At 58.7% G+C, this 9,935-nt stretch carries 12 protein-coding genes; 6 read left to right on the forward strand and 6 right to left on the reverse strand.

Annotation, left to right across the window (positions count from 1 at the left end):
- Positions 1-18: 18 nt before the first annotated feature.
- Positions 19-1,311, reverse strand: coding sequence for a Wzx-type polysaccharide biosynthesis protein UppX (uppX, locus tag ACQZ60_RS02005; RefSeq protein WP_035265123.1), 1,293 nt, complete (start codon positions 1,309-1,311; stop codon positions 19-21).
- Positions 1,312-1,598: 287 nt separating this feature from the next.
- Here uppX and uppY point away from each other — a divergent pair, with 287 nt between their 5' ends.
- Both uppY and ACQZ60_RS02015 read left to right on the forward strand, forming a co-directional pair.
- The gene (uppY, locus tag ACQZ60_RS02010; RefSeq protein WP_035265177.1) at positions 1,599-2,894 is read left to right on the forward strand and encodes a Wzy-type polysaccharide biosynthesis protein UppY; all 1,296 of its coding nucleotides are present in this window, start codon (positions 1,599-1,601) and stop codon (positions 2,892-2,894) included.
- A 26-nt stretch (positions 2,895-2,920) separates the two neighbouring features.
- On the forward strand, positions 2,921-3,673 hold the full coding sequence (locus tag ACQZ60_RS02015) for a polysaccharide deacetylase family protein (protein WP_035265125.1): 753 nt from the start codon (positions 2,921-2,923) through the stop codon (positions 3,671-3,673).
- Positions 3,674-3,728: 55 nt separating this feature from the next.
- Here the strand turns inward: ACQZ60_RS02015 and ACQZ60_RS02020 are convergent, their stop codons facing one another.
- Together ACQZ60_RS02020 and ACQZ60_RS02025 are read right to left on the reverse strand one after the other, a co-directional pair.
- Positions 3,729-4,379 carry a S24 family peptidase gene (locus ACQZ60_RS02020; protein ID WP_003519935.1) on the reverse strand — a complete coding sequence of 217 codons (651 nt, stop codon included), beginning with the start codon at positions 4,377-4,379 and terminating at the stop codon, positions 3,729-3,731.
- A 112-nt stretch (positions 4,380-4,491) separates the two neighbouring features.
- Positions 4,492-5,142: a response regulator gene (locus ACQZ60_RS02025; RefSeq protein WP_035265127.1), complete on the reverse strand. Its 651-nt coding sequence runs from the start codon at positions 5,140-5,142 to the stop codon at positions 4,492-4,494.
- 243 nt (positions 5,143-5,385) lie between these two features.
- On the opposite strand from ACQZ60_RS02025, the gene ACQZ60_RS02030 reads away from it, so the two are divergent.
- Positions 5,386-5,739 carry a DUF952 domain-containing protein gene (locus ACQZ60_RS02030; RefSeq protein ID WP_035265130.1) on the forward strand — a complete coding sequence of 118 codons (354 nt, stop codon included), beginning with the start codon at positions 5,386-5,388 and terminating at the stop codon, positions 5,737-5,739.
- On the forward strand, positions 5,739-6,830 hold the full coding sequence (locus ACQZ60_RS02035) for a quinone-dependent dihydroorotate dehydrogenase (RefSeq protein ID WP_035265134.1): 1,092 nt from the start codon (positions 5,739-5,741) through the stop codon (positions 6,828-6,830). The genes ACQZ60_RS02030 and ACQZ60_RS02035 overlap by 1 nt, the downstream gene beginning before the upstream one ends.
- Positions 6,831-7,024: 194 nt before the next feature.
- Here the strand turns inward: ACQZ60_RS02035 and ACQZ60_RS02040 are convergent, their stop codons facing one another.
- Positions 7,025-7,354 carry a helix-turn-helix domain-containing protein gene (locus tag ACQZ60_RS02040; RefSeq protein ID WP_035265137.1) on the reverse strand — a complete coding sequence of 110 codons (330 nt, stop codon included), beginning with the start codon at positions 7,352-7,354 and terminating at the stop codon, positions 7,025-7,027.
- Between the two features lie 123 nt (positions 7,355-7,477).
- Between ACQZ60_RS02040 and ACQZ60_RS02045 the strand changes: the two genes are divergently transcribed.
- Positions 7,478-7,786 (forward strand): hypothetical protein, encoded by a 309-nt coding sequence (locus tag ACQZ60_RS02045; RefSeq protein WP_051671947.1) that lies wholly within the window; start codon positions 7,478-7,480, stop codon positions 7,784-7,786.
- Between the two features lie 221 nt (positions 7,787-8,007).
- Here the strand turns inward: ACQZ60_RS02045 and ACQZ60_RS02050 are convergent, their stop codons facing one another.
- Both ACQZ60_RS02050 and ACQZ60_RS02055 read right to left on the reverse strand, forming a co-directional pair.
- Positions 8,008-8,505, reverse strand: a complete 498-nt coding sequence (locus tag ACQZ60_RS02050; RefSeq protein WP_003519931.1) for a CAP domain-containing protein — start codon at positions 8,503-8,505, stop codon at positions 8,008-8,010.
- Between the two features lies 1 nt (position 8,506).
- Entirely contained in the window at positions 8,507-8,773 is a 267-nt protein-coding gene (locus tag ACQZ60_RS02055; protein WP_003493739.1) for a DUF6460 domain-containing protein, read from the reverse strand.
- Between the two features lie 168 nt (positions 8,774-8,941).
- Between ACQZ60_RS02055 and ACQZ60_RS02060 the strand changes: the two genes are divergently transcribed.
- A complete protein-coding gene (locus ACQZ60_RS02060) occupies positions 8,942-9,883 on the forward strand; it encodes a class I SAM-dependent DNA methyltransferase (RefSeq protein WP_035265140.1) in 942 nt (313 codons plus the stop codon).
- The last annotated feature ends 52 nt before the right edge of the window (positions 9,884-9,935 follow it).

Below are 9,935 nucleotides of genomic sequence, written 5' to 3' on the forward strand. Positions count from 1 at the left end.
CGGTTCTTATGCCAGCTTCTATTTTGCTGGCGCGAAAACCTCTTCATTGCGGCGCAGGCGCAGCAGCGCGATCCATACGGCGGCGGCGATGGCGGTTTCCACCATGAAATAGCTGCCGATCGTTCCCGAAATACTGAATGACCAGGTGAAGAAGGCAACGACGACGGAGCCGATGAGGTTGCCGCTGTTCCAGATCTTCGCGCGAATATCCTGCCGCCCGGATGCGCCGAGCGCCTCGAGCGCGGTGGCGGCAACGGCCATGGGGAGAACCGCCCAGCAAAGCACGCGGGTGATGATGGGCAGTGAAACATATTCATCGCCGAACAAAAGCGGCAGGAAGGGCGCGATGATGAAAATGACGAGCGCACTGCCGGTCGCGATGAAAAGTGCGGCCTTCAGCACGTTATAGGCGCGTTCTATGGTCTTGCTGATGCCCTGCAGGGCGGCGGAAGCCGAGCCGGGATAGATCAGCCGGTTGAGGGCCTCGACGGAGAGATAGGAACTGTCGAGAATGCGCCGGGCGATGGAATAGCTGCCCAGCACCTCGGCGCTGGCAATGGCGCCGAGAACGAGAATATCGGCATTGCCGCGCACGGCCTTGAACAGGAACTGGGTGGAAAACAGGACGCCGATGCGGATTTCCTCACGCACGATGCGGAACACCGGGCTGCCGAGTCTCGCTATCGCCTTGACCGAGATCATGGCCGCAATGGTGTGGGCGGCAAGGTTCCACAGCGCCCAGGCCTCCACCGTTTCCACCTTGAAGATGAGGCAGGCGACCACCGCGGCAATAGTGCGGGCGACGGCAAACATCACTTCCAGTTTGTTGGCGGAGGCGAAGTCGGAATGGGCGATAAAGCTCTGCGTGGAAAGCGAGATGACTTTCAGGAGGACGAGGTTCGTGAACAGGATCAGGAAGGTGGTGATCAGCGTGTGCAGCAATGTTTCCGAGGTCGGGAAAAATACCGGGATCGTCACCATGCCGATGATGGTCAGCACCACGCCTGTCGCGGCGCTCAAGAGATAGCTGTGGCCGAGCATGACGGGAAACATGCTGCGATCCTGCGCGACACGGCGGATCAGCGATTCCTGCGAACCGATGCCGCAGATCTGGACGCCAAGATTGGTGACAGCCGTGATGGAGGCGTAAAGCGCGAATTGTTCGACACCGAGATGGCGGGCAAGCAGCGCGAAGGTCAGAAGCTGGGCGGCGCTGGACATGAGGAGCGCTCCGCCGGATGCCATGTAGGTCAATCCCAGTCTCACTAGATGGCCGAGCCGCGGCGTATTGAACGACACCTCATTCTCCATGTTTTCCGGCATTGCCGGGCGAATTCAAAAATGACTGCGCTGCTTTTTAAAATCTGGCGAACTGAAAAAGCCGCAACCGGCCAATAAAGTGAAAGTCCGCGACCCGAATGAATGGCAGTTTATTCTGTCTTATCCCTCTTGAGGTAAGAGAGGGTTAAAGCAATTGCATAATAATGATGATAATGACTGTTTATGGTTATTTGGACATGGCCCTGTTTCAGAAGGGTTTCGTTGTTCGTCACAAGGCAGGCCAATGATCCGACTATCCATTTTCGATGCAGGCGACCATGCCGCGTTTGGCTGATACGCAGCCCGTCTCTGCGCAAGGCAGCGCCATTTCCCTTGCCGGCAGCCGGCGCGACGCGTTTTTTTTCGTCGCCACCATGCTCTATATCTGGATTTCCGTCGCGCCTTTCGAAAATCTCGCAGCACCGCCCGTGCCGCACGCCGCCGCAAACCAGCTGACCGGCCTCGTGATCGCATTGATCCTCGGCGTTTTTGCGCTGCGCCACCGGCTGACGGGGCTTCTGCTGCGGCCGCGGCTGCCCATTCTGCTGCTGTTCTTCTGGCTGGCGATATGCTCGGTGGTTGGAACCCAGCCCGGCACGTCGCTGCAACGTTTGATCTTCACGGCGCTCCTGTGCTTCATCACCAGCGTCCTTGTCGTCATGCCGCGCGACCGGCGACAGTTCGACCGGATGATGGCCATCTTCGCCATCATTCTCTTGGCGCTGTGTTATCTGGGGGTGATATTCCTCAGCTCGCGCTCGATTCATCAGCCCTATGATCTCGATGAAAAAGCGCTGGCGGGTGACTGGCGCGGTATCTTCAATCACAAGAATGCCGCCGCGCCGGCGATGATCATTCTCTTCATGATCGGGCTTTACCTGCGCAATGCCTGGTCGACGCTGGGCGGCCTCGCCATCACGCTGCTGGCAGGGTTCTTCCTGTGGAAGACCAACGGAAAAACTGCGGCCATGCTGTTGCCCGTCACCGTGGCGCTGATCTGGATCATGGAAAGGCATGCCAACCGTACTTTGTTGATGATCGGCGGCCTTCTGGCCTTCATCAACATATCCGCGGTCGGCTCCACTTATTTTCCAAGCATACAGAATTTTGTCGAAGGCCTGGGCATCGATTCCACCTTCACCGGGCGGACGGACATATGGCGGCTATCCTTCGACACTTTCGCGCAATCGCCGATCTTCGGGCAGGGGTTCCAGGCATTCTGGACGAGCGACCGGCTTCTGTCGCAGGCCGATATTGCCGGCACCTGGGCGGTCACAGCCTTCCATGCCCATAATGGCTATATCGAAAGCCTGCTGAATGGCGGCCTGCCGGCCTTCATTCTCACTGTCATCTGGCTGGTCATCATACCCGCGAACGATTTCCGCACGGCGGTGGATAAGGGCACGGATCCGGGCCTGACCCGACTTTTTGCGAGAATCTGGGTGTATGCGTTACTTTCTTCGTGTTTAGAGAGTAATTTCTTTACCGGAACCGGGCCTATCTGGTCTTCTCTTCTAATCGCAATCTATTGTTTGAGGCATCAGGCTTACGACATACTCGAAGAGGGACAGTAATTTGCAGACAGGCCGGGGGGCTTTGTATGACGCAAAAAATCGGGACTTTTACAGACCGGATCAATAACCGGCTGGTGCGCTATTTCCCGGGACCGGCGGTGCGGATCGAAACGTCCGAACCGATCGTGTCCTTCACATTCGACGATGTGCCGGCAAGCGCCTGGACGGCGGGTGCGCGCATTCTGGAAAGCGAGGGCGTTTGCGGCACGTTTTACATCGCCGGCGTGTTTATCGACCAATACGATGAACAGCAGCAGATGATTTCCGCGAAAGGCTGCTCGGAACTGGCGGCAGCCGGCCATGAGCTTGCCTGCCATACCTTTTCCCATCGCAAACTCTCGAGCTTTTCCCGACGGGGGCTGGAGGAGGATCTCGATCGCAATGACCGCGTGCTCGGCTCATTCGATGCAAGCCGCCATGGGCGCAATTTCTCCGTTCCCTTCGGCATGGCTTCACCGGTCATGCAGCCGCTGCTGCGACGCCGGTTCAGGACGGCGCGCGGCATCATGCCAGGGATCAACCGGGGCAGTGTCGACCCGCATAATCTTGCCGCGGTCGAGTTGCGTTCGGATCAAAACTATCTCGACGCCGCCGATGGCTGGCTGGAGGATGTTCTGCAAAAAGGCGGCTGGCTCATCATCTTCACCCATGATGTTTCGCAGACGCCGAGCTTTTACGGTTGTCCGGAAGGCAGATTTCAGGGTCTCGTCCGCAGGGCGGTGTCGGGCGGTGCGAAGATCATGACGGTCGATGCCGCCGCAAGGACACTCGGTCTTTAAAGGAATATTCTCAGCGCATGTGCCCGGTCGATACCGCGGAAAACGCAGTTGCGGGTTATTGGCTGGCCCAGATGATGCGGGCGATCCATTCCACATCGGCCATGTCGAAGCTGCGGTTCGGATGTTCCGGGTTGAGCGAAAGAAGCTCGATGTTTTTCGGGCTTTGCCGCGCCAGCACCTTGGCCATCACTTCGCCGTCGCGGCTTTTCAGCACCACGCGGTCGCCGCGCCGCACCTGTGCGCCGGGCTCAACGATGAGGATGTCGCCGTCACGGTAGAGCGGCATCATGCTCTCGCCCTGCACCTCCAGCGCATAGACGCCCTGCCTGCGCTCGGGAGAGGAGGGGAATTCCACCACATCCCAGCCCTGACCCGCCGGAAAGCCGCCATCGTCGAAAAAACCGCCGGAGCCCGCCTGCGCGAAACCGAGCAGGGGAATGGCGTTGTCGGCGCCGGAAGGCTGCATGGTCTGCGCCCTGCCGAAAGCATAACCGAAAAACTGGTCGACGCTTGCCCCCGTCGCCTCCAGCACCTTGGAGACGGATTCCGTCGAAGGCCAGCGTTTGCGGCCATCCGGGCCGAAACGTTTCGATTTATTGAACGAGGTGGGATCGAGGCCGGCGCGCTTCGCCAATGCCGAAGGCGTTAGCTGGTGGCGTTCGGCAAGCGTATCGATGGCGCTCCAGATCGTCTCGTGTGACAGCATGATAGAAAGCCCGCAAGTGGAGCCGATAGCGGAAAAGCTCCTGTCGTTTACTGACCGGAATCTAGACCATATCCGGTCAGGAGTAAAGCAAGGAAAGGAATAAAATCCTTTTCTAGGCCACCATGGCCGATGTATTTATCTTGGCGAGCTGGATCACCGCCTGGGTGCGGCTGTCGACCTTGAGCTTCAGCAGGATCGCGGAGACATGCGCCTTGATGGTGGCTTCGGAAACATTGAGCTCATAGGCGATCTGCTTGTTCAGCAGCCCTTCGGCCAGCATGCCCAGAACCCGGCTTTGCTGCGGCGTCAGCGTTCTGAGCCTGCCGATGAGATCGGCCACGTCAGGATCCTGTTCCTTGTCGCCCTGGTGGCCTGCGGGTATCCAGACATCGCCTTCCAGAACCGCACGGATGCCGTCCCTGATATCGTCGATACCGGAGGATTTGGAAATGAAACCGGAAGCACCGAGTTCGATGGAGCGGCGCACGGTGGTCGCATCGTCCGTTGCCGAAACGATGACGATCGGCAGGCTGGAGAATTCCGCCCGGAGCGCCATCAGGCCTGAAAATCCGCTCACCCCCGGCATGGCGAGGTCGAGAAGCATGAGATCGGCGTCGTTGCGCGCTGCGGCTGCACTTCGGGCGGCCTCGAAATCCCCGGCTTCAATAATGCTCTGTTGCCCGTCGAGGCCGGATACGGCCTGTTTCAGGGCGCCGCGAAAAAGCGGGTGGTCATCTGCTATGATAATGACAAGTTCCGACATTCTGGCCCCCTCCCAAGGGCGTTATGCGGTTCTTTTTCTGATACTGGCTCACTCCCATTTGCCGGTGGTCGAAACACGTCCGGCTCCTCCGCCAAAGGTTGCGCCAATCGGTCCCGCATTACAAGGAAAAGCTTGTGGACAGGCGGTCTTTCAGGCTCTCCGCAATAAAAATGCCGTGGAAACTGTGGACAATCTTCGAGCTTTGCGGCAAATCCCGCTGAGTGGAAAGCCTTGGAGAGCCCTATGCAGGAAACGCCCGCGGTCATCTATAAAATCGTGCCGGAGACGTTATGGAGCGCGGCAAAGGCGAAGGGCGTCTTCGAAGGTGCGGCCATCGACCTGACCGACGGCTTCATTCATTTTTCAACGGCAAAACAGGCGGCAGAGACCGCCGCGCGGCATTTTTCCGGCCAGGTCGATCTGCTTCTGATCGCGGTCGACGGCGCGGCCCTCGGCGACAAGCTGGTTTATGAACCCTCCAGAGGCGGCGATCTTTTCCCGCATCTTTATGCGCCTCTTCCCCTGACCGCCGTGCTTTGGGAAACGCCGCTTTCGCTCGGTCACGACGGCCAGCACCAGTTCCCGGAGATTTTGTGATGAGCGGATTATTTTCCTCTATCGGCCGCAAGGGCCTGTTTCTGGTCGATCCGGAAAAGGCGCATGGCCTGTCCATTGCGGCGCTGAAAAGCGGTTTCCTGCCCACCTGCATGGTGCCGCACGATCCGCATCTGCAACAGACGGTGGCTGGCCTCGTCTTCCCCAATCCGCTCGGCATGGCGGCGGGTTACGACAAGAATGCGGAAGTGCCAGGGCCGCTTCTGAGGCTCGGTTTCGGCTTTACCGAAATCGGCACCGTCACGCCCAAGGCGCAATCCGGCAATCCCAGGCCGCGTATCTTCCGTTTGGTCGAGGATGAGGGTGTCATCAATCGCCTCGGCTTCAACAATGAAGGCCATGCGGCTGCGCTGGAACGTCTGAAGCAGACAAAGCTGCGCGGCATCGTCGGCGTCAATATCGGCGCCAACAAGGATAGCGAAGACCGCATCGCCGACTATGTGCAAGGCATCGAGGCATTTTATTCGGTCGCATCCTATTTCACCGTCAATATTTCCTCGCCCAACACGCCCGGCCTGCGCGATCTTCAGGCGCGCGAAAGCCTTGCCGCGCTTCTCGCCGCCGTGCTGGAGCGCCGGAAAGTGGAAGCCGAACGCTTCGGCAAACGCATCCCGATCTTCCTCAAGATCGCGCCCGATCTGACCGAAGAGGGGCTGGACGACGTTGCCGAAGAGGCGCTCGCCCATGATCTCGATGGCCTGATCGTTTCGAACACCACGCTTTCCCGCGAAGGTCTGAGGCCAGGCCCGCACAAGGGCGAGGCAGGCGGTCTCTCGGGCAAGCCGCTCTTCGAGCTTTCCACCACGGTTCTCGCCAAGATGCGCCGCCGCGTCGGCGGCAATCTGCCCATCATCGGCGTCGGCGGTGTGTCATCCGCAGAGACAGCTTTGGAAAAGGTGAGGGCAGGGGCCGATCTCGTGCAGCTCTATTCCTGCATGGTCTATGAAGGCCCCGGCCTGCCCTCGGCCATCGTCAAGGGCCTGTCGAAGCTGGTCGCCCGCGAGGGCGTACAGTCCATTCGCGACCTGCGCGACAGCGCGGTGGACCGCTGGGCGGATCGCAAGCTCGGCTGAGCGCACGATTTACCGAAAAGGCGCTCAAACCTCTCATCCGTCATCCTCGGCCCCGTGCCGAGGATCTAGTCACGTCGAATAAAATCAATCGGTTGCAGATTCTCGGGACAGGCCCGAGAATGACGTCGGGATGTATGTCGACGTTTGCTATTCATCGGACGACGCAGGCGTGTCTGGCAGGTATGAGGCCGCTTTCAGTCGGTGAGCACGCTCAGCATCCTGTCGGCACGGACCAACTGGTCCTCGTTCAGGCGCGAGAGCTTGGTCTGAATCTTTGAAAGAATGCGGGTCCTCTCGCTATCCGTCGTCACAACCAGCCCGACGCCGAAAAAAACGACCTCCGGCACATCCAATATTTCGGACAACTTTTCGATCGTCATGAAAGATGGCGAGGTGTTGCCGCGCTCGATCCTGCTGATCATCTCGGTCGATAGTGAAGCCTTTTCGGCAAGCTCCGCCTGCGTCAGGTGTTTCGCCTTACGCAGATTACGCAGATTTGTTCCGAATATGATTGCAAGCGACAAGCTGTACCTCCGCTATGACATTCGGAGGTGAAGCGCGCCAAAAGAAGGAAACGATGTTGCGATTGTCAAATAATTCGTAATATAAGTACGAATTATGGATTTATACGCCGTTGGTTACGAATTATGTCGGATTTCCTTCTGCTCATTTGGAAATGGCTGGCAATCGCTGCGGCGGCATCGCCAATCCTCGTTGCCATCTGCTGGACCCTGTGGGCGGCCGTGTTCCTGCCGCGATTCACTCCCCGTGCAGAAATCGAAGGGATTGCCGAGCAGGTGATGCGGGATCACCCCAATGACCCAGAAGAATGGGCGCTGATGGAAGAATATGCGGCCTGGCACCGCAGCCAGAGTTTTGAACAGGGGAAATGGCGGCTTGTCCGCAAGGCGATCAATCGGAGACTAAGGGCTGGCGACGGGCTGTCCGCTGGCTGAAGAGGCGTGTCTATATAATCCAAGCGCTGGCGGCTGTTAAAAAGGGGGGCTCAAACCTCTCCTCCGTCATCCTCGGGCTTGTCCCGAGGATCTGCAACCGATTGATTTTATTGGACGTGATTAGATCCTCGGCACAGGGCCGAGGATGACGTCGAGTGTGGAGGGAGCCGGCGGAATGGCGAAAAATATGAGTGTTTTCCGCCCAAAACCCCACCACTATCTCAGGCGCAGAGCACCATCGCCCAATAGGGCCGGTTGCGGCTGGCCGCGTCATAAGCGACCGCGACGCCGAGGCCGTTATAGGGCCCGAGCATGTTTTCGAGGTGATGTTGTGAGCCGATCCAGGCCTTCACCACCCGCTCGACGCTGTCCTGCCCGGCGGCCACGTTTTCCGCTGCCGGAAGCGGCACATTGCCGTCTTTCATGCGGATCAGGAAACTGTCGGTCAGGCCGATCAGATGCGCCATCTTCTGCGCCTTGACCATGCGGCCGGCCTGATAGGCGGCAGCACCGCTTGCCGCGCCATTGATGGCAAGCGGCGAAAGCCCCTTGGAGCGGCGCAGATCGTTGACCATGGGAAGCGCCGCCGCCGTCTCGTCGCGGGTGCCGGAGGGCATGCCCTTGTTGGTGGGCATGGAAACGCAGGCGGAAAGAACGGAGCCGGCGGAAAGCAGCACGAAGCCGCGCCGTGAAAGCGTTTGAAACGTGGAGTGGGTCATGTCAGCGGCGGTAGCTCAGGAGGCGCAGGATGATGAAAACCGGAATGACGATCGTTGCCCCGAGGATTAGATAGTCGCCGATTGCGCCCAGCGCATGGAAACCGCTGCGCCACAGGTCGACCACGAAATCGCGCGCGCCGTAGATGATGTTCCATGGCGTCAATCCGAAGATCGCCATCAGAAAGCCGACGAGCAATGAAACCACCAGCAGCTTCACCACGGTACGGGCCACCGTGTCACCCAGCATTTTGTTGACCTCACCGGCCATCAGCACGTCTCCTGTTTTGTCCTGACATATGAAGCACGACGCTTCGATGCAAGTTTCGCCGCACTATATCGCGTCAAATTCGCCAATTCCACGAGGCCGCCATGAAATAGGACTTGAGTTTTTTTATGGCTTGATAAATGACAGCCGACATCTTCTCAGGAATCTTGAATGGCCCCAAACCAGTTTTCTTCCGGTGACGTCATTGCCGACCGCCGGGCGGACTATGCCCGCATGCTGGCGGAGAGCGGTGACTTTCCCGCTGCCGCCGAACTCATGGAACAGGCGCTGGAGCTTGCGCCGCGGTGGACGGCGGGCTGGTTTCGCTTCGGGGAATATCACGAAAAAGCGGGCGAAACGGAAAAAGCCGTGGCGGCCTACGGGAAAGTCGCCGAACTGGACACCGAAGGACTGTTTGCAGCCGAGCTGAAACTCGCGGTTCTCGGCGCCGCCGAAACGCCCGAGCAACCGCCGAGCCGCTATGTGGAAGGGCTCTTCGACGATTATGCCGACCGTTTCGAAACCTCGCTTTTGGAAAAGCTGGATTACAGCGTGCCGCAAAAGCTGGCGGAACTGATCGGCAAGGCGGCGGGAAGCGGCGTGTTCGACACCATTGTCGATATTGGCTGCGGCACCGGTCTCCTTGGCGTTGAAATCCGCACCTTCGCAAACCGGCTGGAAGGTTTCGATATTTCCCAGAACATGCTGGCCAAGGCGGAGGAAAAGGGGCTTTACGATCATCTCGACCAGGCCGATCTTTCGCTGGAGCCGGAAGCCTCGGGGCTCTTCACCTCCACGCTTGCGCAGCACCGCGCCGGCCTTGTGGCCGCCGCCGATGTGATGATGTATCTCGGCAGTCTCGAAACCGTCATGCCGCTCGTTTCCGCCCTGCTTTCGCCTTCAGGCTTTTTCGCCTTTTCGGTGGAGGATGCGGGGGATGAAGACGGTTTCGTGCTTCGGGAATCCCTTCGTTACGCCCATTCGAAGAGCTATGTGACCGAGCTTCTTGAGCGGACGGGCTTTTCTCTCATCGAAATTAGCAAAACCACCATTCGCAAGGATGCCGGAAAACCCCTTTCCGGCATTCTTTTTCTTGCCCGTGCCAAAGCCTGAACATTCCGTTTCTTGCCATTTTCGCGATAGGTCAGGCTTCCTTACGTATCCA

The sequence above is a fragment of the Agrobacterium sp. 22-223-1 genome (assembly GCF_053522385.1).